22 protein-coding genes and 1 pseudogene are annotated in these 23,516 nt (G+C 61.4%); 14 read left to right on the forward strand and 9 right to left on the reverse strand.

What is annotated here, in order from left to right:
- Positions 1 to 222: 222 nt before the first annotated feature.
- Complete coding sequence (locus KI235_RS24960; RefSeq protein ID WP_212795346.1) at positions 223 to 732, reverse strand: disulfide bond formation protein B; 510 nt, start codon at positions 730 to 732, stop codon at positions 223 to 225.
- Between the two features lie 456 nt (positions 733 to 1,188).
- Positions 1,189 to 2,370 carry an NO-inducible flavohemoprotein gene (hmpA, locus tag KI235_RS24965; protein ID WP_003205399.1) on the reverse strand — a complete coding sequence of 394 codons (1,182 nt, stop codon included), beginning with the start codon at positions 2,368 to 2,370 and terminating at the stop codon, positions 1,189 to 1,191.
- A gap of 152 nt (positions 2,371 to 2,522) precedes the next feature.
- Between hmpA and norR the strand changes: the two genes are divergently transcribed.
- The 5 genes from norR to KI235_RS24990 all read left to right on the forward strand — a co-directional run bounded on the left by norR (position 2,523) and on the right by KI235_RS24990 (position 7,621).
- Positions 2,523 to 4,079 carry a nitric oxide reductase transcriptional regulator NorR gene (gene norR / locus KI235_RS24970; RefSeq protein WP_013694186.1) on the forward strand — a complete coding sequence of 519 codons (1,557 nt, stop codon included), beginning with the start codon at positions 2,523 to 2,525 and terminating at the stop codon, positions 4,077 to 4,079.
- Positions 4,080 to 4,239: 160 nt separating this feature from the next.
- Positions 4,240 to 5,142 carry a chemotaxis protein gene (locus KI235_RS24975; RefSeq protein WP_003205401.1) on the forward strand — a complete coding sequence of 301 codons (903 nt, stop codon included), beginning with the start codon at positions 4,240 to 4,242 and terminating at the stop codon, positions 5,140 to 5,142.
- Between the two features lie 101 nt (positions 5,143 to 5,243).
- On the forward strand, positions 5,244 to 5,570 hold the full coding sequence (locus tag KI235_RS24980; RefSeq protein WP_003205402.1) for a hypothetical protein: 327 nt from the start codon (positions 5,244 to 5,246) through the stop codon (positions 5,568 to 5,570).
- 80 nt (positions 5,571 to 5,650) lie between these two features.
- Entirely contained in the window at positions 5,651 to 6,400 is a 750-nt protein-coding gene (locus KI235_RS24985) for a YkgJ family cysteine cluster protein (protein ID WP_013694187.1), read from the forward strand.
- Between the two features lie 249 nt (positions 6,401 to 6,649).
- Positions 6,650 to 7,621, forward strand: a complete 972-nt coding sequence (locus KI235_RS24990) for a D-glycerate dehydrogenase (protein ID WP_212795347.1) — start codon at positions 6,650 to 6,652, stop codon at positions 7,619 to 7,621.
- 41 nt (positions 7,622 to 7,662) lie between these two features.
- On the opposite strand, the gene KI235_RS24995 is transcribed toward KI235_RS24990, so the two are convergent.
- Positions 7,663 to 8,565, reverse strand: a complete 903-nt coding sequence (locus tag KI235_RS24995; RefSeq protein ID WP_013694188.1) for a DMT family transporter — start codon at positions 8,563 to 8,565, stop codon at positions 7,663 to 7,665.
- Positions 8,566 to 8,701: 136 nt separating this feature from the next.
- Between KI235_RS24995 and KI235_RS25000 the strand changes: the two genes are divergently transcribed.
- Positions 8,702 to 9,577, forward strand: a complete 876-nt coding sequence (locus KI235_RS25000; RefSeq protein WP_027911439.1) for an AraC family transcriptional regulator — start codon at positions 8,702 to 8,704, stop codon at positions 9,575 to 9,577.
- A gap of 135 nt (positions 9,578 to 9,712) precedes the next feature.
- On the opposite strand, the gene KI235_RS25005 is transcribed toward KI235_RS25000, so the two are convergent.
- Positions 9,713 to 10,123 carry an HPF/RaiA family ribosome-associated protein gene (locus KI235_RS25005; RefSeq protein ID WP_003205407.1) on the reverse strand — a complete coding sequence of 137 codons (411 nt, stop codon included), beginning with the start codon at positions 10,121 to 10,123 and terminating at the stop codon, positions 9,713 to 9,715.
- Between the two features lie 508 nt (positions 10,124 to 10,631).
- Here KI235_RS25005 and KI235_RS25010 point away from each other — a divergent pair.
- Positions 10,632 to 10,949, forward strand: coding sequence for a DUF3509 domain-containing protein (locus tag KI235_RS25010; protein WP_003205408.1), 318 nt, complete (start codon positions 10,632 to 10,634; stop codon positions 10,947 to 10,949).
- On the opposite strand, the gene KI235_RS25015 is transcribed toward KI235_RS25010, so the two are convergent.
- The gene (locus tag KI235_RS25015) at positions 10,946 to 11,446 is read right to left on the reverse strand and encodes a phosphate-starvation-inducible PsiE family protein (protein ID WP_003205409.1); all 501 of its coding nucleotides are present in this window, start codon (positions 11,444 to 11,446) and stop codon (positions 10,946 to 10,948) included. The genes KI235_RS25010 and KI235_RS25015 overlap by 4 nt on opposite strands.
- Positions 11,447 to 11,768: 322 nt before the next feature.
- On the opposite strand from KI235_RS25015, the gene KI235_RS25020 reads away from it, so the two are divergent.
- Complete coding sequence (locus KI235_RS25020; RefSeq protein ID WP_003205410.1) at positions 11,769 to 12,029, forward strand: YebG family protein; 261 nt, start codon at positions 11,769 to 11,771, stop codon at positions 12,027 to 12,029.
- Between the two features lie 75 nt (positions 12,030 to 12,104).
- On the opposite strand, the gene KI235_RS25025 is transcribed toward KI235_RS25020, so the two are convergent.
- A complete protein-coding gene (locus KI235_RS25025; protein ID WP_003205412.1) occupies positions 12,105 to 13,496 on the reverse strand; it encodes a PLP-dependent aminotransferase family protein in 1,392 nt (463 codons plus the stop codon).
- A gap of 342 nt (positions 13,497 to 13,838) precedes the next feature.
- Between KI235_RS25025 and KI235_RS25030 the strand changes: the two genes are divergently transcribed.
- The 5 genes from KI235_RS25030 (at position 13,839) to glyA (ending at position 19,272) form a co-directional block, all read left to right on the forward strand.
- The gene (locus tag KI235_RS25030; RefSeq protein ID WP_212795348.1) at positions 13,839 to 15,044 is read left to right on the forward strand and encodes a benzoate/H(+) symporter BenE family transporter; all 1,206 of its coding nucleotides are present in this window, start codon (positions 13,839 to 13,841) and stop codon (positions 15,042 to 15,044) included.
- Positions 15,041 to 16,213 carry an FAD-dependent oxidoreductase gene (locus tag KI235_RS25035; RefSeq protein ID WP_212795349.1) on the forward strand — a complete coding sequence of 391 codons (1,173 nt, stop codon included), beginning with the start codon at positions 15,041 to 15,043 and terminating at the stop codon, positions 16,211 to 16,213. Before KI235_RS25030 ends, KI235_RS25035 begins: the two co-directional genes overlap by 4 nt.
- Positions 16,214 to 16,242: 29 nt before the next feature.
- Entirely contained in the window at positions 16,243 to 16,674 is a 432-nt protein-coding gene (locus KI235_RS25040; RefSeq protein WP_003205417.1) for a Rid family detoxifying hydrolase, read from the forward strand.
- 94 nt (positions 16,675 to 16,768) lie between these two features.
- Positions 16,769 to 18,022, forward strand: coding sequence for a threonine synthase (gene thrC, locus KI235_RS25045; RefSeq protein ID WP_003205418.1), 1,254 nt, complete (start codon positions 16,769 to 16,771; stop codon positions 18,020 to 18,022).
- Positions 18,023 to 18,033: 11 nt separating this feature from the next.
- On the forward strand, positions 18,034 to 19,272 hold the full coding sequence (gene glyA / locus KI235_RS25050) for a serine hydroxymethyltransferase (RefSeq protein WP_003205420.1): 1,239 nt from the start codon (positions 18,034 to 18,036) through the stop codon (positions 19,270 to 19,272).
- 138 nt (positions 19,273 to 19,410) lie between these two features.
- On the opposite strand, the gene KI235_RS25055 is transcribed toward glyA, so the two are convergent.
- Complete coding sequence (locus tag KI235_RS25055; protein ID WP_003205422.1) at positions 19,411 to 20,430, reverse strand: Glu/Leu/Phe/Val dehydrogenase dimerization domain-containing protein; 1,020 nt, start codon at positions 20,428 to 20,430, stop codon at positions 19,411 to 19,413.
- A gap of 187 nt (positions 20,431 to 20,617) precedes the next feature.
- On the opposite strand from KI235_RS25055, the gene KI235_RS25060 reads away from it, so the two are divergent.
- The gene (locus KI235_RS25060; protein WP_003205424.1) at positions 20,618 to 21,421 is read left to right on the forward strand and encodes a transglutaminase family protein; all 804 of its coding nucleotides are present in this window, start codon (positions 20,618 to 20,620) and stop codon (positions 21,419 to 21,421) included.
- A gap of 140 nt (positions 21,422 to 21,561) precedes the next feature.
- Here the strand turns inward: KI235_RS25060 and maiA are convergent.
- Together maiA and fahA are read right to left on the reverse strand one after the other, a co-directional pair.
- Positions 21,562 to 22,199: pseudogene (maiA, locus tag KI235_RS25065) on the reverse strand (maleylacetoacetate isomerase).
- 10 nt (positions 22,200 to 22,209) lie between these two features.
- Positions 22,210 to 23,514: a fumarylacetoacetase gene (gene fahA, locus KI235_RS25070; RefSeq protein WP_028236651.1), complete on the reverse strand. Its 1,305-nt coding sequence runs from the start codon at positions 23,512 to 23,514 to the stop codon at positions 22,210 to 22,212.
- Positions 23,515 to 23,516: the final 2 nt, after the last annotated feature.

Consider the following 23,516-nt stretch of genomic DNA (forward strand, 5'->3'; position numbering starts at 1 on the left):
TGCTGCAGGTGATGCGCGTTTTGCGAAACCGGACGGCTTTTTGTTACAGGAAGGTGCGCTTAATTGCCCTCGAAAAGGCTGAGCGGCTCAAGATATGTGACAACATGTCGCACATTGTCGCAGGCTATTCTTGCCTCGGATCAAGGACGGTCCGGCTCAAGAGTGAAACGCAAAACGCCCCGGCTCTCCAGAAGAGAAACCGGGGCGTTTCATGAAGACGCTTCAGCGAATCTGTTTACGGTTACGTGACACCAGCAACGGCACCAGCACTACCGTCAACACGAAGGCCACCAGTGCCCATTGCGCCAGGGACAGACCCAGGATCGGTGGGTAGGGGGTGGAGCAAAAGCCATCGACCTGGAACCCCAGCGGAAAGATCTTCGCCAGCGGCAGGTCATCGACAATCGGTTGCAACACGTCGATGCCGCAACTGACCGCCGGGAAGAACTGGGTGTACACGTGATGCCCTGCCACCCCGGCACCGGCCAGGGCGCTGAGCACCACCAGGCCTTCGAAGATCGTCAGGCTGCGGCGGGTGCGCATGGCGGCACCGATGAAGGCGAAGATCGCGATCAGCAACAGCGCATAGCGTTGCAAGATACACAGCGGGCACGGCGCCTCGCCGAGGGTCACCTGCATGTACAGCGCACCGCCGATCAGCGCCAGGCAGATCAGCCCCAGCAGCACCAGATAGCGCCGCTCACGGCCTAACCGCATCATTTCCTCACTCATTGCGTTTCCCTTTGTCTGCATTGATCGACGCGCGGCACGGCGACGCTCGGGCGCGCGGTCGGATGCCCGAAGTCTACACGCAGACCATGACAGTGAACGAGCAGCGGGCGTCGACATTGAAGGGGAATAGACCTTGAGAAGGTTAAGTACGGATTAATTCTGGTCAGTTGGACCCAGGATGGATCTGCTGCCGCCATCGCGAGCAGGCTCGCTCCCACAAGGGATTTGTGGCGGACGCGGATTTTGTCACCCGCACAGATCCAGGGTGGGAGCGAGCTTGCTCGCGATAGCGGTGGGTCAGCTTGCATTGATGTTGAATGTACTTACGCAATCGCGAGCAAGCCCGCTCCCACAGTTTTTTTGTGGTGTTCACAGGAATCGTGTCCACCGCAGATCCCTTGTGGGAGCGAGCCTGCTCGCGATGAAGGCAACCCGGTCTCCCGGTTTAGCGCGGCCTTATTCCAGTGCCGCCGCCGGGCCGAAGAATTCGTAACGGCTCTGCTGCTCCGGCACGCCCAAGGCCTTGAGGTGGCGCTTGACGGCGCCCATGAAGCCCTTCGGCCCGAGGAAATAGGCGTCCACGTCACGTTGCTGCGGCAGCCATTGCGCCAGTTGTTCCTGGCTCAACAGCCCCACCTTGTCGGCCGCCGGGCTCAAGCCGTCGTCTTCGTCGTAGCAGTAGAAGCGCTTGAGCTGCGGATGCCGCTTGGCCAGCTCGTCGATCCAGTCGCGGAAGGCATGGGCACGGCCGTTGCGCGCGCAATGAATGAAATGCACCGGCCGCTCGGTTTGCAGCGCCGCCTGCAACATGGCCAGGGTCGGGGTGATGCCGACACCGCCACTGATCAGCACCAGCGGTTTGTCGCTGGCAGTCAGGTAGAAATCCCCGGACGGTGGGAACAACTGGATGCGGCTGCCGACGTCGAAATGATGATGCAGGTGGTTGGACACCCGCCCGCCCGGCTCGCGCTTGACGCTGATACGGTATTGACCGTTGTCCGCCAGGGCTGACAGTGAATAGTTGCGGCGTACTTCCTCGCCATCGAGCATGAGCTTCATGCCGATGTACTGGCCTGGCTCGGCCAGCAGGATCGGGCCCTTGTCCGCCGGTTCAAAGTAAAACGAAGTGATCTCCGAGCTTTCCTGCACCTTGGCAGTCAGGATGAACTCACGCTCGCCACGCCAGCCGCCCGGCGCCTCGGCCTTCTTGTCGTACATGCCGGCTTCGGCGCCGATCAGGATATCGGCCAACTGGTTGTAGGCTGCGCCCCATGCCGCAATCACTTCGGGCGTGGCGATCTCTGCGCCCAGCACTTCGGCAATTGCTCGCAGCAGGCACGAACCGACAATCGGGTAATGTTCCGGCAGGATCTGCAGGGCAACGTGTTTGTTGACGATCTTCGCCACCAGATCGCCCAATTGATCGAGCTGGTCAATGTGCCGCGCATACATCAACACACCATTGGCCAAGGCCCGCGGTTGATCGCCACTGGCCTGGTGAGCCTGGTTGAACAATGGGCGTACCTGCGGGTATTCGGACAGCATCATGCGATAGAAGTGAGTGATCAGCGCCTCACCACCACTTTCAAGCAACGGAACGGTGGAGCGAATGATGGCGCGTTCTTCTCGACTGAGCATAGGGTGACTCCTGGCGTATGACCGATAACAGTTAGGTAAGTCTTATCAGTTTCCATGCCATAAATTTTTTCATTAAATATCAGATAGTTAAAAACAATGTAGTCATATCGACACGGCCCACCTTATAGTCGTTAAGACTACATGGAGTCATTATGACCGCAACCGCCCTGCTGACCTCCCTGCTACCACTGGTGGCCGATCTGTCCCGCGAACTGCCTGAAGGCGAACGTTATCGTCGCCTGCTCGGCACCTTGCGAACCCTGCTGCCCTGCGATGCGGCGGCGTTGTTGCGCCTGGACGGCGACTGCCTGGTGCCGCTCGCCGTGGATGGCCTGAGCACCGATACACTGGGCCGGCGATTCCGGGTCAGCGAACACCCGCGCTTCGAAGCGCTGCTAGCCAGCCCACAGCCCACCCGCTTCGCCGCCGACAGCGGCCTGCCCGATCCGTACGACGGACTGGTCGAGGGGCTCGCCGAACATCTGGAGGTTCATGACTGCATGGGCTGCCCGCTGTTCGTCGACGAACGGCCCTGGGGCCTGCTGACCCTGGATTCGCTGGATCCTGAGCGCTTCGAGCCCATCGACCTGAGTGCCCTGCAAGCCTTCGCCAGCCTCGCCGCCGCCACGGTCAGCGCCGCCGAGCGCATCGAGCGCCTGGCCCTGAAGGCCGAGGACGAGCACCGCCGCGCAGAGGTCTATCGCCAGGCCAGCGGCCAGCAACCTCGCGACATGGTCGGCCAGAGCAAGGCCCACAAGCGCCTGGTGGAAGAGATCGCGCTGGTGGGCAGCAGCGACCTGACGGTATTGATCACCGGCGAAACCGGCGTGGGCAAGGAACTGGTCGCCCAGGCCATCCATGCCGCGTCGAAACGTGCCGAGCAGCCACTCATCAGCCTCAATTGCGCCGCCCTGCCCGATACGCTGGTGGAAAGCGAACTCTTCGGCCATGTACGAGGCGCCTTCACCGGGGCCACGAACGACCGGCGCGGCAAGTTCGAACTGGCCGACGGCGGCACCTTGTTCCTCGACGAAGTGGGCGAGTTGTCCCTGACTGTCCAGGCCAAGTTGTTGCGGGTACTGCAAAGCGGCCAACTGCAACGCCTGGGCTCGGACAAGGAACACCGGGTCGATGTGCGCCTGATCGCGGCCACCAATCGCGACCTGGCCGAAGAAGTGCGCAACGGCCGGTATCGGGCCGACTTCTACCATCGCTTGAGCGTGTATCCGCTGCAGGTGCCGGCGCTGCGCGATCGCGGGCGGGACGTGCTGCTGCTCAGCGGTTTTTTCCTGGAGCACAACCGTTCGCGCATGGGCCTGGGCAGCCTGCGCCTGACCAGCGATGCCCAGGCCGCACTGCTGGCCTACGACTGGCCGGGCAATGTGCGCGAACTGGAACACCTGATCGGCCGCAGCGCCTTGAAGGCCTTGGGCCGGTGCGCGACACGCCCGAAAATCCTCAGCCTCAGCGCCCAGGACCTGGATTTGCCCCAGGCGCCTGTGGACAACCTCACGCCTTCGTCCATCAGCCCGGCACCGACCGCGCAGGGCGTAACCGGAGACTTGCGCGAAGCGGTGGACGAGTTCCAGCGCACGCTGATCGCTGCCTGCCTGGAGCGTCACCAGCACAACTGGGCCGGCGCCGCCCGGGAGCTGGGGCTGGACCGGGCGAACCTGGGGCGGATGGCCCGGCGGTTGGGGCTGAAATAGAAACCTGTGGATTGGCACACTCAAAGGAAATTTGAGCAAGTGAATTGGGTTGCCGACGGCTTTCGCCCTAAAGCCTGTCCCCAACGAGTCGATAACCCAATATCAAAAGCTGTTTTGGCGATCCTCGAGTTCGCCCCACCTTTTTCCACAGAAGGTTTTTATGTCTTCCAACAAAGCCCGCGCAGATTCACTTTCGCTTCTGCTGTTTACCTTGCGCAGCGGCAAGCTGATGGCAATCAACCTGCTCAAGGTCAGTGAAATCATTCCCTGCCCACCATTGACCAAGCTGCCGGAGTCGCATCCGCACGTCAAAGGCATCGCCACCCTGCGCGGGACATCGTTGTCGGTGATCGACCTGAGCCGCGCCATTGGCGAGCGACCGCTGGAAGACCCGGATGGCGGCTGCCTGATCGTCACTGACGTCAGCCGTTCCAAACAGGGTTTGCATGTGCAGGCGGTGAGCAAGATCGTGCATTGCCTGACCACCGACATCAAACCGCCGCCCTACGGCTCCGGCGGTGTGCGTTCGTACATCACCGGCGTGACCTCGGTGGACGGCACGCTGGTGCAGGTGCTGGACATCGAAAAGGTCATCCACGGCATCGCCCCGGCACAGATCGAAACCGCGCCGACCGAACTGAGCATGGAAGACGCCGAAGTGCTGGGCAACGCACGGATCCTGGTGGTCGATGACAGCCAGGTCGCGCTGCAGCAATCGGTGCACACCCTGCGCAACCTGGGCCTGCAATGCCACACCGCGCGCAGCGCCAAGGAAGCCATCGAGTGCCTGCTGGACCTGCAAGGCACGGCCGAACAGATCAACCTGATCGTCTCCGACATCGAGATGTCGGAGATGGACGGCTATGCCCTCACCCGGACGCTGCGCGAAACCCCAGACTTCGCCCACCTCTACGTGCTGCTGCACACCTCGCTGGACAGCGCCATGAACAGCGAAAAAGCCCGGCTGTCGGGTGCCAACGGCGTGCTCACCAAGTTCTCCTCACCGGAACTGACCAAGTGCCTGATCACAGCGGCCAAGGCCGTTGCCGAGCAGGGTCACTGAATCATATCGGTTGCTCGCTTCTGCGTTCCGGCGCGGGAGCGATCACCGTCCGACAACCTCAGGCATACTCTTGTCCTGGCTTCCCGGAACAAGGCTCCCTGATGAAAATCCGCATATTGACGCTCCTTGGCCTCACCGTCCTGGCCTCCCAGGCCCATGCCTCCAGCCCGGACGCCTGGGCCGCCCACGACAAAGCCGTGCTGGCCAGTTGCATCAAGGCCAGCGGCTTGAAGAGCGCCGAGCCGGTGGGTAACGCCGCTCAATTCGACGACCGAGTCGGCTACACCGCGCTGTTACTGCAAGGCCAATATCCGCAGAAACACATGAAAGGGGCGATCGGCACCGAGTTGTGCCTCTACCGCAAAAAAACCAAAACCGCCTATGTGACCGAGTGGGACTCGATCCGCCAGGCCGCTACCGACCGGTGAGTGGCGCATAACTTGCTTCGCACGGTCCATCACGGCGTTTTTCTGTCGCCGTCCCCCAGCTTTCTGCGACCGGGCGCTCAATGAACACAACGTTTTCCTGTGTAGGGTGCGGCAAATGCTGCACCGATCACCACGTCCCCCTGACCCTCGACGAGGCCCGGATGTGGGCGGACGACGGCGGCCAGGTGATTGTCCTGGTGGAAGCCTTCCTGCCCAACGGCCTCGGCCTGCCGGCAGGGCAACGCGAGCATGCCGAGCGCCGCTCGGCGGTGGTCCACAGCGGCAGCATCGAGGCCCTTGTGGCGATCACCTTTGCCGCCTACAACGTCGGCCGCTGTCGGAATCTTGACGATGAAAACCTGTGCCGCATCTATGAGCGCCGCCCCTTGGTGTGCCGCATCTATCCGATGGAAATCAACCCGCACATCCCGCTCAATATCGCCGTCAAGGAATGCCCTCCAGAGTCGTGGGAAACCGGGCCACAACTGATACTCGGCGGTGAACTGGTCGATCAGGAACTGGTCCGGTTGATCGAGCGTTCACGCCAGGCCGACCGTGAAGAGATCGCCATCAAGGACCGCATCTGCGCCGCCCTGGGCATCCGCACCACCGCGCTCAAGGGTGACGGGTTCACCGCGTATCTGCCGCAGATGAGCGCATTCGTGGCCGCCCTCGATCAGGCACGCCTGCAACCTGCGCAACAGCACACCAGTGAATGGCTGTTCCATCTGTCTGGCGATGATGTGGCCAGCCAGGTATTGGCCAGCGGCGCGCGGGTGGTCACTGAAGCGCCGATCAATTACGCCTTTATTTCGCTGCGGGCGGCATAAACCTAGCGACTCGCTCCCACATTCTACCTGGGGTGAGCCCCAATGCCTTGTCCACTGCAGGCCCCTGTGGGAGCGAGCTTGCTCGCGATGGCGGACTGTGAGCCGACATCCATGTTGAGTGGTCTACGGCTATCGCGAGCAAGCTCGCTCCCACAGGGGTTGGCTACATTCCCAATCAGCTCCCTCTCGCCTAACCCTCGCCAGGAATGTTAGCGTGCTTGGTATCTTCTCCCCGACGAGCCTTGCACGATGAAAAAAACCGTACTTGCCTTCAGCCGTATCACACCCCAGGTGGTCGAGCGCCTGCAACAGGACTTCGACGTGATTGTGCCGAGCCCGTCCAAGGGCAATATCAACGCACAGTTCAACGAAGCCCTGCCCCACGCCCACGGGCTGATCGGGGTCGGTCGCAAACTCGGGCGCGAGCAACTGCAAGGCGCCGCGAACCTGCAAGTGGTATCCAGCATATCGGTGGGCTACGACAACTATGACCTGGCCTATTTCAACGAGCGCGGGATCATGCTCACCAATACCCCCGACGTACTCACCGAAAGCACCGCCGACCTGGCCTTCGCCCTGCTGATGAGCAGCGCCCGGCGCGTGGCCGAACTGGACGCCTGGACCAAGGCAGGCCAATGGCAGGCGACAGTCGGCCCGCAACTGTTCGGCAGCGATGTACATGGCAAGACCCTGGGTATCGTCGGCATGGGCAACATCGGCGCAGCCATTGCCCGGCGTGGCCGGCTGGGGTTCAACATGCCGATCCTCTACAGCGGCAACAGCCGCAAGACCGAACTGGAAAACCAATTGGGCGCACAATTTCGCGAACTGGACCAGTTGCTGGCCGAAGCGGACTTCGTCTGCCTCGTCGTGCCATTGAGCGAGAAGACCCGCCATCTGATCGGCCAGCGTGAATTGGGCCTGATGAAACCGAGCGCCATCCTGGTCAACATTTCCCGGGGCCCGGTGGTGGATGAACCGGCGCTGATCGAAGCCCTGCAGAACAATCGCATCCGCGGCGCCGGGCTGGATGTCTACGAGAAAGAACCGCTGGCCGAATCGCCGCTGTTCCAGTTGAAAAACGCCGTCACCCTGCCCCACATCGGCTCGGCCACCCACGAAACCCGTGCCGCCATGGCCGATCTGGCTGTGGATAACCTGCGCAGTGCATTGCTGGGCGAGCGACCGCAGAACCTGGTCAACCCGCAAGTCTGGAAGTAACCGCTTAGGCCGGCCCGAGCGGGCCGGCCAACGCAGTCATTTCAACGCGCACCCAAGGCGGCCTTCATGGGCTGTGGCCGAGGCTTGCGAAACACCAGCACGTTCCCCAGCATCACCAACACCAGCCCCACCAACGCCGGCGCCGTCCACTGGTAGCCCTCGACAAACGCCGACACGTTCAACGCCACCACCGGGAACAACACGGTGCAATACGCCGCCCGCTCTGGCCCCATGCGCCCCACCAGTGTCAGATAGGCAGTAAAGCCGATCACCGAACCCGGGATCACCAGGTACAACAGTGAGCCGATGTAGCGCGTGTTCCATTCCATGTCGAACGGGATGCCTTTGAACGCGCACCATACCGCCAACATCGCCGCGCCATAGGCCATGCCCCAGGCGTTGGTGGTCAACGGCTTGAGGCCGGCCTTCTGTTGCAGGCTCGACAGCATGTTGCCTGCCGAGAAACACAAGGTGCCCAGCAACGCCAGCGCCAGGCCAAGCAAGGTTTGCGGGCTGGCGCTATGACCGGCCAGCTCCGGCCAGAACAGCAGCGCCAGCCCCAGCAGCCCCAGGGCGCCACCCAACAGCACGTTACGGGCAATCCGCTGACCGAAGAACACGCGGGCATTGAGGGCGTTCCAGAGCGTGGCGGTGGAAAACACCACGGCGACCAACCCACTGGGAATCCACTGGCTGGCGGTCAGGAAGCACATGAAATTGATGCAGAACAGACACAGGCCCTGGGCAACGCAAATCAAGTGACCGCGCCGGTTCATCACCTGCAAGCGCCGGCTGAGCAAGAGCATCGCAAACAGGATCAGGGCCGCAAGGCCGAAGCGATAGACAATCGACACCGGGATGGCGACGACGCCCAACTGCAGTTTCAGGGCAATCCAGGTGGTGCCCCAGATGAGCACGGTAAGCAGGTACAACGAGAGGTTCATGGTGACGGCTCCTGACAATGACGTTCAGTGTCCCGCTGCCATTGACCCGGCGCTTGCGTAAACTTGCGGTTTTGTCAGCTGACAGGCTGGCACGGACCGGCCGACGGAGTAGGATGCAAGCGTTGGAGAACCGATCATGTCCACACTGCAAACCCTGCAAGTCTTTCAAGCCCTCAACAGCTCACCCAATGCTCGCCTGGAGCACAGCGCCGAGCTCGGGGACGGCTTGGCGGCCGCTTTGTGGAGCAATCACCACGATGCCCGGGACTACGAGGCGCCAACGCACCATACGCTATCGTGCTACATCGCTGGCGGCACCGGTACGTTTCGCCGCGAGCGACCCGACACCACGGGGGCACCGGACAAACTCTGCATCCTGCCGGCCGGGCATGAATCAGCCTGGGTCATCAACGGCGATATTCGCCTCGCCCACCTGTATTTCAGTGCGGAACAATTTGCCCTTGGTTGCGTCACGCTGCTGGACCGCGAGCCCCGGCAGGTGCAACTGCACGAGGAGACCTTCCTCGACGACCCGCGACAAGCACAGCGTTTTCGCCAGTTGATCGCGCTGAACTGGGACGAACCCGGTGAACGCCTGCTGACCACCAGCCTGGCCCATGACTTGCTCAATCACCTGCTGCTCAGCCAGGTGGGCCAGCGCCAGGGACTTCGCCTCAAAGGCGGCCTGGCCGCTCATCAACGGCGGTTGCTGGTGGATTACGTCGACAGCCACTTGGCCAATGCCATCAGCCTCGGCCAATTGGCGGCGCTGTGTGCGTTGTCCGAATACCACTTCGCGCGGATGTTCCGCGAAAGCTTCGGGCTGCCTCCTCATCAATATGTGCTGGCCAGACGCTTGACCTGCGCGCGGCATTTGCTGCGCACCACCTCACAACCGCTGGGCGACGTGGCGCTGGCCTGCGGATTTGCCAGCGCCAGCCACTTCACCAATCGATTCCGTCAGGCCCTGGGTGCGACGCCTGGGGAGTATCGGCAGGCGTTCTTGCGCTAGCGCCGGCTATCGCCATCGCGAGCAGGCTCGCTCCCACAGGAGAATGTGATCAATGCAGGAGCGCAAAGCGATAAAAACAAAACGGGCCTGCGATTGCAGGCCCGTTTTTCAGTCGCAAGTGAAATGAACGAGGTTTCAGCCGTGAAGCGCGGCCCGTTCGTTTTCCAGGAATTCCTCTTCCAGCATCGCATCGGCCAAGGCTACGGATTCGCTCGGTTCCTCAATGACGGCGCGCTTGCCGCGCAGTTTGCCGAACAAATGCTCCAGGGCATTTTCAAGTTTGGTGGCCGCGCCTTCGATCGCCAGTTCCAGCGATTCGGCCTTGTGCGTCACGGAAATCGGCTGATGGCCCTTTGGCCGTGCTTCAAGCTGGCAACGCAGATCATGGGGACCAGGCTTATCGCCGTTCTCGTCCCGCAGATGAACCTCAACCCGTGTCAGGTCCTCTTCATAACGTTCGAGCGTGCTTTCGATGGTAGTACGTACCCACTCCTCCAGTCGGATGCTGCTTTGAATATGGTTATCGCTGTTGACTTGGATTTGCATAGTTCATCCCTTATTTCAGCTAGCTCGCCGGGGGCCGTCGACGTTGATGCAACGGCCCCTTGAATACAGAGTCGGGCTGGCGGATGAACAATTCAACCCCTAAAAAAAGATAAATATTCATATGCAAATAAAGCCAGACAACGGCCAAAAGCGCTGTTAATGTCGGGAGTTACCCCTGCCCTGCCTGCCCACCATAAATCGCCTCCCCTCCTGCACCGTCAGCGAACATCCGCGCGTTATTGCCCCGAAACGGGCAGCGGCCACAGCCGCATTCCAGAGCGTTTGGCGCCCAGGCGCCGTGATCATTGTCCGACAGTTTTTCCGGCATGCCACTTGCTAACTCCCTGTAGGAGCTGCCGCAGGCTGCGATCTTTTGATCTTGAGGCCTGCCTGGCCCCAGGAATCTCGAGATGAACACGATCATGGAATGGCCGGTGGTCCGGTGTTGCGAACTAATCCCGATCATGGCCGGTCAACAACTGCACGTTCAATCAGGCGGTGACGCATCATGGACAACCCTTTTCAGATCATTACCGACGCCTTTGCGCCGCATTATCAAATCAACCTGAGCATTCAGGGCCTGGACGGCAGCATCATGCTGACCCTGTCCAAGAGCGGGCGCATCGTTGCCAAACGCATGATCAGCGCCCAGCAGCGCAACGACCCGGAGCGGCTCAAGCGGCTGGTGCAAAGCATTCAGTTCGGTATCGCCATCGAGCAGGGCCACAGCGCCGTGGCCATCCTCGAAGCCATGACCGGCGGTGACAGCATCAAGCTGCCACCACCGCACGCACAGGGGCCGGCGCCCTCTGCCGCCGGGATCTAGATTTCTCCTTTCTCCACCTCGGCATGCTCGCTGGAACCCGCGCCGACCTTGCGGTGCGGGTGCTCGATCTTCACCGAGGGGAACTGCGACGAAGCGTAGCGCACCACCAGGATCGAAAACGCCAGCAGCAGGATGCCACCACACAGGTAGATGATCCCCAGGTCTGGCGGGCTGTGGTGGGAAACGTTGGAAATCAGCAGCCGCGTCAGCGCCGTGATCGCCACGTAGATCAGAAACCGCACCGGCATGTGGTTGGTCTTGAAGTAGATCCCGACCATCGCCCCCAATTCCAGATAGATGAACAGCAGCAGGATGTCATCGATCTTGATGTGTCCTGCTTCGATCATCTGCAAGAATTCCATTACCGCCGCCCACGCGGTCACCGCACCGATGGCGAACAGGGCCAGGTAATGGAAGGTCTCGACGAACAGGTTTCCCAGGGACTCGGCCAGTTGATGGACGTTCTGGCGCAAGGTCTCGGCCCAGTTGATTTTCACGATGTAGTTTCCTTAGGTCGGCTCGACCGGATGATGCGGGTTGGACGTGACGGTTGTTCTGCATGCAGAAAAAAGGCCAGCGACTGAAGGTGAGATGGCGATAGGCTGGTATCCGGCACTTTTGTGATCGTCATGCGGCCTTGTCGCGAGCAAGCTTTGCTCCCACACAAGCTTTTACTCCCACAAGCTTTGCTCTCACATGCAGAAACCGGTCTACATTAAAAAGCCACTATCCAAAGCAACAGGATTCGCTTATTCTTTTGCCTGTATATAAATACAGTAGTCACAAAGACAACCAATGTGAAGGCATGTGAGGTGGTGAATGGCCGTCGAAGTGGTATACCGCAGCAGCCGAGATCTGGAGCGCTTGTTCATGGATAAAGCCGAAGCTGACCGTCATGACAAAATGCTGGAACTCGCCGAATTGCTGGCAGAGGTGTTGCAAAAAGCCGTTCCATCGCTGAGCGAGCAACAGGTCGAGGAAGCCGGGATCTACATGGCGAAGAATCGTGATGTGTTCGCCAAGGCGTTCAAGAGCCAGCCGGACGCCTTGTCCGAACTGCTCAATCCGTCGGACGAATAACTAAAAAAGATCGCAGCCTTCGGCAGCTCCCACATGGAACAACCGTGCAGGAGCTGCCGAAGGCTGCGATCTTTTTCAGTAATAACGGCGTGGATCTGAATCGATCAGGCTCGCCAGCTTGGTCAGGGCGAAACGCAGTTCGTCCTGGCTGGTAGGGGACATCAACACCAGCCGTACACAGCGGGTTGTCCCTGAGCGCTCAGCCTGGAATTGGGTGCCGCTGAGGACCAATACGCCGTTGGCCCGGGCGAGCATGGTGAACTCGTCGCTGGTCCATGGCTCCGGCAGCGTCAACCAGACGTGATAGGAATATGGCTGGGTCTTGAGCTCGAAATTGGCAAAGATTTCCCGGGCGATCGCTTGTCGCCCCGCCGCCTCGTTGCGCTGGATGCGAATCAGTTTCTTGTCCAGGCCCTCGGTAATCACATTGCTGGCCAACTGCGCGGTCAATGGCGACGGCATCCAGACGCTGCTGCGCACCATCGAGGTCAGGCGCGACAGCAGTTTCGGCGGGCTGTAGATATAACCGACACGAAGCGCCGGCATGACCGATTTCGACAGACTGGTCAGGTACACCGAACGGTCCGGCGCAAAGGCCGACAGTGGCTTGATCGATGGGTCGGTGGCCAGGAAGCCATAGATATCATCGTCCAGGATGATGAAGTCGAACTCCTCGGCAAGCGCGGCGATCTGGGCCCGACGCTTCTGCGACATGATCGCCGCCGTCGGGTTCTGGCAGGTCGCCACGCAGACCAGCATCGCCGGCTTCTCTCGCAGGCACAGTTCACGCAACGCTTCGGGAATGATGCCCTCGTCATCCATCGGCACGCCACGCAGGCGCCGCTCAAGACCGTGGGCCAGGGAGATGATGCCCGGGTAGCAAAGCGCTTCGCAGAGCACCAGGTCACCGGCGTTGGTCAGGGCGCTCATCGCCACCATCAAGCCATGCTGGGCTCCTGCGGTAATCACCACTTGCTGCCATTGCGCGTCGGGCAATGAATGACGCAACCATTGCGCCCCCGCCTCGCGATGCGCCGGGTGACCGCCATCCGGCGCGTAATCCAGTGCGCGAGCGAAATCGGTGCTCTTGGCCATGCCCACCAGCGCGCCACGCAACCAGTACTCCAGGGTTTCGCTGTAGGGCTTGATGATCGAAAGATCGAGCAGTTCGGATTGCCCCAGGTTCAGCGGCGCGGAGGCGCTGTTGCTGGCCGGCAGCTCCAGCTGTTTCTGGTTGAGCACGTAGGTGCCACGCCCCACTTCCCCCTGCACCAAGCGACGCCGATGAGCTTCGCTATAGGCCCGACTGATGGTGCCCGGCGTGACATTCAAGGTGGTGGCCAGCTCCCGCAAGGTCGGCAGGCGATCGCCCTCGTTCAACACGCCGTTGTTGATATCGCGCGCCAACGCATCGGCAATCGACAAATACATCGGCTGACTGAACTCGCTTAGCTGGGGAACCCACATGAATGATCACTGCCCATCGTAGAAATGATGAATATCCGAGCATATCACATGGAGGTTAGGCAACTAATAATTCGACACAATCGACACATTGAGTCGATTGATACGATTATTGAATCGTTTCTCAATGTCATGTGAAGAAATTTTTACTAGAAATAAAATCATTTAAAATCAAATATTTAGTTCTTTAAATCCGCAAAAATAGCCCGTCACAACGGAAAAATATCTCGTAACAATCCCGCCCCCTATTGAATCAACTCAATTCATTCAAATACACTGATCTCGAATCGAAGCAATCGACTCAATCATTCACTGCGCGCTCCTGTCGCGCCAAGTCGAGACATCATGGACACATTCAGAAAGGATCTATCTCTGTCGGCGATCATCGCGGGCTTCATCGCCGTGATCATTTCCTACGCCGGCCCGCTCATCATCGTGTTCCAGGCAGCCAAGGAAGCGCACCTGCCCAACGACGTGGTGTCTTCATGGATCTGGGCCATCTCCATTGGCAGCGGGATTACCGGCCTGTTCCTGAGCTGGCGCCTGCGTGTTCCGGTCATCACCGCATGGTCGACACCGGGTGCAGCGTTGCTGGTGTCGATGCTGCCCACCGTGACCCTGCCCCAGGCCATCGGTGCTTATGTGGTGGCGTCGGTGATCATCGCGCTGGTCGGCCTGTCCGGTGCGTTCGACAAGCTGATGAGCCGCTTGCCCAAGGCCATTGCCGCCGCCATGCTCGCCGGGATCCTGTTCCGCTTCGGCGCCGAGCTGTTCACGTCGATCAAACTGCAGCCGGCTCTGGTCTTGGCGATGATCGCGGCATACCTGATCTTCAAGCGCTTTTCGCCACGCTACGCGATCCTGTCGGTGCTGATCGTCGGTTGCGCGGTGGCCGCCTCGTTCGGTGAACTCAATAGCACCTCGATCACCATCGCCGTGGCCCAGCCGATCTTCATCGCCCCTGAATGGAACTGGCACGCAATCATCAACATCGGCCTGCCACTGGCGCTGGTGACCTTGACCGGCCAGTACGTGCCAGGCATGGCGGTGTTGCGCACCTCGGGCTACAACACGCCGGCACGCTCGATCATCTCGGTCACCGCGATTGGCTCGATCCTGATGGCCCCGTTCGGTTCCCACGGTTTGAACCTGGCGGCCATTACCGCAGCGATCTGCACCGGCCGCGAAGCCCACGAAGACCGCGACAAACGCTACATGGCCGGGATTGCCTGCGGGGTGTTCTACATTCTGATGGGGACCTTCGGCGCCACCCTGGCCTCGGTGTTCTCCGCACTGCCGAAAGAATTGATCGCCGCCCTCGCCGGCCTCGCCTTGTTTGGCGCAATCAGCGCCGGGCTGACCGGCGCCATGGCTGACGAGAAACAACGCGAAGCGGCACTGATCACTTTCCTGGTGACGGCTTCGGGCATGAGTTACCTCGGCCTGGCCGCCGCATTCTGGGGCTTGATCTTCGGCCTCGTGGCGCACTTCGTGCTGACCTACACCCGCGAACGCAACGCCGCCGTTATCGCCGAGGGCAGCCGACCATGACCGCTCGTTACGACTTCATTGTGGTGGGTGGCGGCATCGCCGGCGTGTCTGCCGCTTATGAATTGGCAGCCCATGGCAGCGTCTGCCTGCTCGAACAGGAACAGCAACTGGCCTATCACACCACGGGGCGCTCAGCCGCGATCTCGATGGAAAGCTACGGCAACCAACAGATCCGCTCACTGACCTGCGCGTCCCGGCGCTTTTTCGAAAACCCGCCCGAGGGCCTGGCCGAGCATCCGCTCTGGTCGCCCCGGGGCGCGCTGATCGTGGCCCAGGCAGCACGGGTGGACAAACTCAAAGCGCGTTTCAGCGCCGTCCTGGGGCAAGTGCCCACGGCCGAGCTGCTCGACGACAAGCAAGTGCAGGAGCTCGTGCCCTACCTCGCCGAAGGCGCCTGGAGCGCCGGGATCTACGAGCCCAGCGCCTTCGATTTGGATGTGCACGGTATTCACGGCGCCTACCTCGGTGGGCTGCGTGCCCGCGGTGGTGTGATCAAGCGCGAGACCGAAGTGCTGCGTGGCGAATATCGCGACGGGCACTGGCGCTTGCACACCCAGGACGGCCAGCAATTGCAAGCAGCCATCGCGGTCAACGCCGCCGGTGCCTGGGCCGATGAATTGGCCGAGCGCTGCGGCGTGCCCAAGGTCGGTGTCCGACCGTTGCGGCGTACCGTGCTGGCGGTCGATCCACAGTGCGACGTGCACCACACGCCCTACCTGGGCACGGTCGACGAGGACATTTTCATCAAGCCTGAAGCCGGGCGGCTGATCGTCTCCCCCTGCGATGAAAGCCCTTCGTTGCCCTGCGACGCGCTGCCGGAAGAGCTTGACCTGGCCATCACCATGGATCGCCTGCAAAACACCACGCGCCTGCGCCCACGCTCGATCATCAACAAGTGGGCAGGCCTGCGAACCTTCGTCGCCGACCGCTCGCCGGTGCTCGGCCAGGATCCGCAGCAAGAGAGTTTTATCTGGCTCGCCGCCCTCGGTGGCTACGGCATCCAGGCCGCGCCCGCCATTGCACGCCTGTGCAGCCATGCGGCGCTGGGCATCGCCATGCCGGACGACCTGGCGGCGCTGCAACTCAACTACCAGCATTTTTCCCCGGCCCGTTGCCGCGACGAGGAATTTTCCAGCCTGGCCGTCAAGCAGGTTGCCGATTTGCACTAACCCCCACCCACTTAACAAGGAACGTCACTATGCAAACCACCGCTCAAATCCAGCCCGCCGCCAAACCTTTCCTGGGCGAAGAGAACGTCATTTTCACCGATAAGGCACCACTGCCGCTGGGTACCTATTCCCAGGGCATCAAGGTCAGCCACGGGCAGACCATCTACCTGTCGGCACAGACCCCGGTCTCGGCGCTGAACAACGAAGTGCTGGCCAAGGATTTCGAAGGCCAACTGCGCCAGACCCTCGACAACCTGGTGCAAATGGCCGAAGCGGCAGGTGGCACTCTGGCGAACGTGGTCAAGGTCACGGCGTTCATCACTGACTTGAGTGAGTTCCCGACCCTCAACCGCGTCATGGAAGAGTACTTCACCAAGCCCTACCCGGCCCGCACCACCGCCGGCGCCAGTGCACTGGCACGCAACACCCTGGTTGCCATCGACGCCATCATGGTGATCTGAAACACCTTCTGTCAGCGGAGTGCCCGTCGGTCCGGTGAGCTGGACCGACGTTGGCAAGGAAAGCACCAGCACAGCGTACTTTCAGAGGGTGACCATGAAAAATTCGTACAGAGAGTATGTATTGCAGTGCCTGGTTTGCGATCGAAGCTACCAGCCCCATGAGGTCAGCTATTACTGCCCTCATTGCAAAGTCGATGGTGCCCTGGACGCGCTTTACGATTACCCGACACTCAAGCGCGAGTGGTCCCGGGACAGCCTGGCCCATGACCACGCCCGTGGCATGTGGCGCTATGACCGCTTGATGCCGTTGAGCTCGACGCAATTCATTCCACCGTTACTGGTGGGCAACACGCCGCTGTACTCACGCCCGGAATTGCTCGGCAAAGGCGCCCGGATCAAAGTCTTCGTAAAAGACGAATCGCGGCAACCGACCGGGTCGTTGAAGGATCGCGCCAGCGCCCTGGCGGTGGCCCACGCCATGCAATCCGGTGCACGCACCGTGGCAGTGGCCAGCACCGGTAATGCCGCTTCGGCATTGGCCGGGATGAGCGCCAGCCTGGGCTTGCACAATGTCATTTACCTGCCCAAGAGCGCGCCCCGCGAAAAACTCGCGCAGATGCAGGGCTACGGCGCCGAGATCGTGCTGGTCGACGGGCAATATGACGAAGCTTTCGAGCAATGCCTCAACGCCTGCGAAGAACATGGCTGGTACAACCGCACCACCGGGATCAACTCGTACATGAGCGAAGGCAAGAAAACCGTCGCCTTCGAGATGTGCGAACAACTCAACTGGCAGGTGCCGGACCTGGTGTTCGTGCCCGTCGGCAACGGCTGCATCCTGGGCTCGGTCTACAAGGGCTTTTTCGACTTGCTGCAATTGGGCTGGATCGAACGCATCCCACGCCTGATCGGCGTGCAGGCCGAGCACAGCAACTTCATGTACCGCGCCTGGCGCGACGACCGCTCGATGCAGAAAACCGAGCGCCGTCCCCCCACCAGCCTGGCCAGCAGCATCAATGTGGCGCTGCCGCGTGATCGCCTCAAGGCCATGCGTGCGGTCACCGCCAGCGGCGGCGAGTTCATCTGTGTCAGCGACCCGAGCATTGTCGCCGCCGCCTCGAGATTGGCCGCCAGCACCGGCGTGTTTCCGGAAGCCGGCGCCGCCAGTGCCTTCGCCGGTCTGCTCAAGTATGCCGAAACACACCCCGACACACCGCAAACCGCCGTGATCCTGATCACCGGCAGCGGTTTGAAAGACACTTCCATTTTTCTATCCGACTCGACCAAAAGCCAGCCACGGGTGTTGCCGCATCACGTGACCGCGCCACTGGCCGAGGCGCTTATCTAGGGAATCACACCATGAGCCTGCAAAATTTCGACCCCACCATTGCCCGCCTGATCGACCGCGAGCGCAACCGCCAGGAAACCCACCTGGAGCTGATCGCTTCGGAAAACTATGTCAGCGAGGAAGTGCTCCAGGCCCAGGGTTCCGTGCTCACCAACAAATACGCCGAAGGCTATCCGGGCAAGCGTTACTACGGCGGCTGCAAGGTCGTCGATGAAATCGAGAACCTGGCCATCGAACGCGCTCGCAAGTTGTTCAACTGCGAATACGTCAACGTGCAACCGCACTCCGGCTCCCAGGCCAACCAGGCGGTTTTCCTGGCAGTACTTGAACCCGGCGACACCATCCTGGGCATGTCCCTGGCCCATGGCGGCCACCTGACCCACGGCGCCTCGGTGAATTTTTCCGGCAAGATCTACCGGGCATTTTCCTATGGCCTGGACACGGAAACCGAAACCCTCGACTACGAAGAAATGGAAGCCCTGGCCAGGGAACACCGGCCGAAGATGATCATCGCCGGGGCCTCGGCCTATTCGCGGACCATCGACTTCCAGCGCTTTCGCAAGATCTGCGATGAAATCGGCGCCTACCTGATGGTGGACATGGCGCACTACGCCGGGTTGATCGCTGCCGGCGTGTATCCGTCGCCGGTTGGCATCGCCGACTTCATCACCTCCACCACCCACAAGACCTTGCGCGGCCCGCGCGGCGGTCTGATCCTGGCCAAGGCGCAATATGGCGCCCTGCTCGACAAGACGATTTTCCCGGTGTACCAGGGCGGCCCGCTGATGCACGTCATCGCCGCCAAGGCCGTGGCGTTCAACGAAGCCTTGGGCGATGGGTTCAAGCATTACCAGCAGCGGGTGATCGACAACGCCCGCGTCATGGCCGACGTCCTGACCCGACGCGGATTGCGGGTGGTGTCCGGCGGTACCGATTGCCATATGTTCCTGCTCGATCTGCGCTCGATGAACATCACCGGCAAAGACGCCGAGGCGCTGCTGGAAAGCGCCCATATCACCTTGAACAAAAACGCGATTCCCAACGATCCGCAGAAACCGGCCATCACCAGCGGCATTCGCATCGGCACGCCGGCACTGACCACCCGCGGTTTTGGCGAAGCCGAATGTGCCGAAGTGGCGAACTTGATCGCCGACCTGCTGGAACAGCCGGACAACGCAGCACGCCTGGACAACACCCGGCGCCGAGTGATGCATCTTTGCGAATGCTTTCCGGTGTATCTGTTGAGGTAATTGCAGCTGTGGGAGCAAAGCTTGCTCGCGATGAACGATGACTCGGTTAGCCTGAACAGTCGCGGCGCCTGCATCGCGGGCAGGCCTTGCTCCCACAGATAGGCTGCTTCACTACTACCCATTACTTCCTTTTGATTTTCAGCGGTACAACAAACGCTCCGCCAGCTCATCGGCTACCCGGGCCGGTGAGCGCTTCTCCGCCTGGGCGTGGGCGAAGACTTCCGTGAGCCGGGCACCGATTTTCGACAAGTGCGCGGTGATCGTCGACAGTTCTTCGCCACGATGTTTCAGCGCGACGTAGATCAGGCCACCGGAGTTGATCACATAGTCCGGCGCATAGAGAATTCCACGTCTTTCCAACTGGTCGGCCACTTGCAGGTTGCTCAACTGATTATGGGCCGAGCCGGCAACGGCCGAGCAGCGCAGTTGTGCCACGCTTTGGCTGTTGAGCACCCCACCCAACCCGCAAGGAGCAAGGATGTCGCAGGGCGTGCTGAGCAACGCGTCGTTGGCGATCGGATGGGCGCCCAGTTGCTCCATCGCCAATTGCACCTTGCCAGGGTCGATGTCGCTGACCAGCAATTCGGCACCAGCCGCGTGCAGTTGTTCGGCCAGGGCATAACCGACGTTGCCCAGGCCCTGGATCGCCACCCGCAGGCTTTCGAGGTTATCGCTGCCCAGGCGGGCCATGGCGGTGGCACGGATACCGGCAAAGACCCCCATTGCCGCGTGGGGCGCGGGATCTCCCGAGGCCGTGGTGCTGGTGACATGGCGAGTCTGCTGGGCGATGCAATCCATGTCGGCCACCGACGTGCCGCTGTCGATGGCCGTGATATAGCGACCGTCCAACTGCTCGATACAACGACCAAAGGCTTCGAACAACGCAGCCCGACTCTCGACATGGGCCGGGCGCATGATCACCGCCACCCCGCCGCCCACGGGCAAGCCGGCCAGTGCCGCCTTGTAGCTCATGCCTTGGGCCAGGCGCACGGCATCGGCCACGGCACTTTCGTCGTCGGGGTAGGCAAGATAACGACAGCCCCCCAGGGCGGGCCCCGGACGGCTGCAATGAATGGCAATCACCGCCTTCAACCCGGTTGCCGGGTCTACGCTTAGGTGCAGCGATTCAAGGCGGGAGCTTTGCATGAGAGCAAACATCGAAAGGCTCCCGAATCACTTTTGTTTGTTTCGCCAGTATAGGCGTGCAGTCGAAATTTGCTGGAGCACGCAGGAATAAGTCGCCGGGGTGGTCAGTCCTTTTCGGCATAACCTGTTACAGCCTCTGTCCGAGACTGGACGAAAATCCACGGCAGGGCTAAAACGGGAGCATAGCCCGGAGAGTTTGATGAAACCGCGCCAAGCCTTTTTTGATTGTCTGCACCGCTCGCCACCAGCGCTGTTCGAAGCGGCGCTGTGGATCGCTGCCGAACATGATCGCGAGGTCGACGTACCGGCCTTGCTGAAGGATTTCAAGGAGCTGCAACAACGGGTCAGCCAGGGCTTGCCGATGCTGCCTGTCAGCGAACTGGGCCAGCCCTTGCTGCGACGGCTCAATGACTTGGGTTTCGCCCAGGACGACTTCACGCCTTTGCGACCGCGAGCGGCGTTACTGGACAAAGTCCTGGCGCGCAAACGCGGGCAGCCCCTGGCCCTCGGCCTGATCGCCCTGGAACTGGCCCGAGGCCTGGAAATTCCGATGGTCGGTGTCAATTTCCCCGGGCATTTCCTGTTGAAGGTGCCCGGCGCCGATCACCTGCTCGATCCGTGCGGTGGCCGCCGGTTGTACCCCAATGACTGCCGGGAACTGCTACAGCGCCAATACGGCGCGAACATGCAGCTCAAGGCTGAACACCTGGTCAACGCCGAGCCGATGCAGATGCTGCAGCGCCTGTCGCGCAACCTGCGTCAACTGCATCTGGCGAACGACGATTACATCGCGGCCCTGATCGACGCCGAACGGGTGCTGGAGCTGGGCAACGCCAGCGCCGCCGACTACCTGGCCCGCGCCAGCCTGTATCAGCGACTCGATTGCCCCAACGCCGAACGCTTCGACCTGGAGCATGCCCTGATGCTCAGCGACGATCCGATCCAGCGAATCCGACTGACGGAGCGGCTGGGGCATTTGCCACCGAATTCGGTTGTGCATTGAGCGGTTGCAGGTGGTTAAATCGCTATCGCGAGCAAGCTCGCTCCCACAGTTGATCGCATTGAACTCAGGTTTTGTGCTTGTCACAGTCCAATGTGGGAGCGAGCTTGCTCGCGATAGCGGTGCAACGGCCTACATCAATGTCAGGCCGGGGTATCCGGCTGCTTCGCCGGGTGCGCCTGTTGGAACGCCACATGCCCAGCCGCCAACGCCGCAACACGACGGATCCGCGGATACGCCAGCAACGAAACATTGAACCGCTCGGCCGCGTACAACTGCGGGATCAGGTATACATCCGCCAGCCCCGGCGCTGCACCGAAGCAATAGCCGTCGTCGCCAATCAACTGCTCCACCGCCGCCAAGCCCTGGCTGATCCAGTGGCCGATCCACTCCGTCACCTGCGTTTCATCGTGGCCCCACTGCCGCAGTTTGTTGAGCACGCTGACGTTGTGCAGGGGTGAATGTCGCAACCGATCAGCGCGGCGACGCCTCGTTCGTGGGCGCGCATCGCCAGGTCGGCGCTGAGCAGCGGCACCTGTGGATAACGCTCCTCCAGGTATTCGATGATGGCCGGCGATTGCACCAGCAGCGCGCCCTCATCGGTGCGCAGCGCCGGCACCCGGCCCTGGGGGTTGATCGCCAGATAGGCCGGCTGGCGATGCTCGCCCCCAGGCGCAGCGATCAGGTTGACCGGCAGGGCCTGGTAATCCAGGCCCTTGAGCGCCAGTGCAATGCGCACCCGATAGGACGAGGTGGAGCGATAGTAGGTATAGAGTTCCATGCCCTGCCCCTCAACGCGCCGGCAGGATCTTGCCCCGGCACTCGCCGAAGCCGATGGACGCGAAACCCTCGCGGCGGCAACGGGCCCGCAAGATGATTTCGTCACCGTCCTCAAGGAATCGGCGCACTTCGCCAGACGCCAGTTCGATCGGTTTTTTACCGCCTTCGGTGATTTCCAGCAGACTGCCGAATTGATGGTTTTCAGGGCCCGACAGGGTGCCCGAGCCAAACAGGTCGCCGGCCTGCAACTGGCAACCGTTGACGCTGTGGTGCGCAACCATTTGCGCCACGGTCCAGTACATGTACTGGGTGTTGCTCAGGGTCAGGCGCTGGGCCGGCAGGTTTTGCTCGCCCATGGCCTCGGTCAGCAACAGGACTTCCAGCTCGATGTCGAAGGCACCGCCGGCCTGGTCACGCTTGTCCAGCAGATACGGCAGCGGTTGCGGATCGCCTTGCGGGCGTGCCGGTTGCGGGCGACGGAACGGTTCCAGGGCCTCAGCCGTCACCACCCATGGCGAAATACTGGTCAGGAAACTCTTCGACAGGAACGGCCCCAGTGGCTGGTATTCCCACGCCTGGATATCCCGGGCCGACCAGTCGTTGAGCAGGCAGAACCCGCCAATGTGTTCGGCGGCATCGCCGATGGGGATCGGTTCGCCCAGGGCATTGCCCTTGCCGATCCAGATGCCCAGTTCCAGCTCATAGTCCAGCCGCGCACACGGGCCGAAGGTCGGCTCGCTCTGGCCGGCCGGCAGGGTCTGGCCCTTGGGACGGCGCACGTCGGTGCCGGACGGGCGAATGGTCGAGGCGCGACCGTGGTAACCGATGGGGACGTATTTGTAGTTGGGCAGCAACGGATTGTCGGGGCGGAACAGCTTGCCGACATTCTGCGCGTGCTCGATACCGACGTAGAAGTCGGTGTAGTCGTTGATCCTGGCCGGCAGGTGCATCTGGCAGTCGACCGCGAGGAGCAGCAGTTTCGCGCCCTGGGCTTCGACCTTGCCACGCAGGGGGCTGTCCTCGCGCAGCAGTTCCAGCAGTCGTTCACGCAGGGCAACCCGGGCGCCTCGGCCCAGGTCGAAAAATGCATTCAACTGGCCGTCGGCCATGGCTTCGACAGCCTGGCGTGCCGCGCCGTCAAACAAGCCCGCGTGCAGCGCCGCCTGCAGATCGAAAATGCGCTCGCCAATCGCCACGCCGCTGCGCAGGGCACCGCCATCGACACTGAAGATACCCAATGGCAGGTTCTGCAACGGGAAGTCCGCATGGCCGTTGGCACAGGCGACCCAGCTACGGGCAGGGGAAAGTTGAGTCATGG

The organism is Pseudomonas sp. St386 (assembly GCF_018325865.1).
Lineage (GTDB): Bacteria > Pseudomonadota > Gammaproteobacteria > Pseudomonadales > Pseudomonadaceae > Aquipseudomonas > Aquipseudomonas brassicacearum.

Excerpts from the sequence above, each read along its gene's own strand:
- KI235_RS24960 (WP_212795346.1), bottom strand. The coding sequence starts at position 732 with ATGAGTGAGGAAATGATGCGGTTAGGCCGTGAGCGGCGCTATCTGGTG.
- hmpA (WP_003205399.1), bottom strand. The coding sequence starts at position 2,370 with ATGCTCAGTCGAGAAGAACGCGCCATCATTCGCTCCACCGTTCCGTTG.
- norR (WP_013694186.1), top strand. The coding sequence starts at position 2,523 with ATGACCGCAACCGCCCTGCTGACCTCCCTGCTACCACTGGTGGCCGAT.
- KI235_RS24975 (WP_003205401.1), top strand. The coding sequence starts at position 4,240 with ATGTCTTCCAACAAAGCCCGCGCAGATTCACTTTCGCTTCTGCTGTTT.
- KI235_RS24980 (WP_003205402.1), top strand. The coding sequence starts at position 5,244 with ATGAAAATCCGCATATTGACGCTCCTTGGCCTCACCGTCCTGGCCTCC.
- KI235_RS24985 (WP_013694187.1), top strand. The coding sequence starts at position 5,651 with ATGAACACAACGTTTTCCTGTGTAGGGTGCGGCAAATGCTGCACCGAT.
- KI235_RS24990 (WP_212795347.1), top strand. The coding sequence starts at position 6,650 with ATGAAAAAAACCGTACTTGCCTTCAGCCGTATCACACCCCAGGTGGTC.
- KI235_RS24995 (WP_013694188.1), bottom strand. The coding sequence starts at position 8,565 with ATGAACCTCTCGTTGTACCTGCTTACCGTGCTCATCTGGGGCACCACC.
- KI235_RS25000 (WP_027911439.1), top strand. The coding sequence starts at position 8,702 with ATGTCCACACTGCAAACCCTGCAAGTCTTTCAAGCCCTCAACAGCTCA.
- KI235_RS25005 (WP_003205407.1), bottom strand. The coding sequence starts at position 10,123 with ATGCAAATCCAAGTCAACAGCGATAACCATATTCAAAGCAGCATCCGA.
- KI235_RS25010 (WP_003205408.1), top strand. The coding sequence starts at position 10,632 with ATGGACAACCCTTTTCAGATCATTACCGACGCCTTTGCGCCGCATTAT.
- KI235_RS25020 (WP_003205410.1), top strand. The coding sequence starts at position 11,769 with ATGGCCGTCGAAGTGGTATACCGCAGCAGCCGAGATCTGGAGCGCTTG.
- KI235_RS25025 (WP_003205412.1), bottom strand. The coding sequence starts at position 13,496 with ATGTGGGTTCCCCAGCTAAGCGAGTTCAGTCAGCCGATGTATTTGTCG.
- KI235_RS25030 (WP_212795348.1), top strand. The coding sequence starts at position 13,839 with ATGGACACATTCAGAAAGGATCTATCTCTGTCGGCGATCATCGCGGGC.
- KI235_RS25035 (WP_212795349.1), top strand. The coding sequence starts at position 15,041 with ATGACCGCTCGTTACGACTTCATTGTGGTGGGTGGCGGCATCGCCGGC.
- KI235_RS25040 (WP_003205417.1), top strand. The coding sequence starts at position 16,243 with ATGCAAACCACCGCTCAAATCCAGCCCGCCGCCAAACCTTTCCTGGGC.
- thrC (WP_003205418.1), top strand. The coding sequence starts at position 16,769 with ATGAAAAATTCGTACAGAGAGTATGTATTGCAGTGCCTGGTTTGCGAT.
- glyA (WP_003205420.1), top strand. The coding sequence starts at position 18,034 with ATGAGCCTGCAAAATTTCGACCCCACCATTGCCCGCCTGATCGACCGC.
- KI235_RS25055 (WP_003205422.1), bottom strand. The coding sequence starts at position 20,430 with ATGTTTGCTCTCATGCAAAGCTCCCGCCTTGAATCGCTGCACCTAAGC.
- KI235_RS25060 (WP_003205424.1), top strand. The coding sequence starts at position 20,618 with ATGAAACCGCGCCAAGCCTTTTTTGATTGTCTGCACCGCTCGCCACCA.
- fahA (WP_028236651.1), bottom strand. The coding sequence starts at position 23,514 with ATGACTCAACTTTCCCCTGCCCGTAGCTGGGTCGCCTGTGCCAACGGC.